Below are 243 nucleotides of genomic sequence, written 5' to 3' on the forward strand. Positions count from 1 at the left end.
AATGAAAGGCTGCTCCCGAAAGAGCAGCGACGGGGGTTGCGTCCGCCCCGCCGGAGCCGGTTGTTTCCCCTCAATGAAAGGCTGCTCCCGAAAGAGCAGCGACGCGCGAGTGATTTTGTCGACGGTGCTTAGGGTGTTGAGCCCTCAATGAAAGGCTGCTCCCGAAAGAGCAGCGACCGAGCTCGCCAGGCTTGTGCAGGGTGTACCCGTCCCGCCCTCAATGAAAGGCTGCTCCCGAAAGAG

Origin of the sequence: Corynebacterium sp. HMSC073D01, from assembly GCF_001815555.1 — a bacterium.
Lineage (GTDB): Bacteria > Actinomycetota > Actinomycetes > Mycobacteriales > Mycobacteriaceae > Corynebacterium > Corynebacterium glucuronolyticum.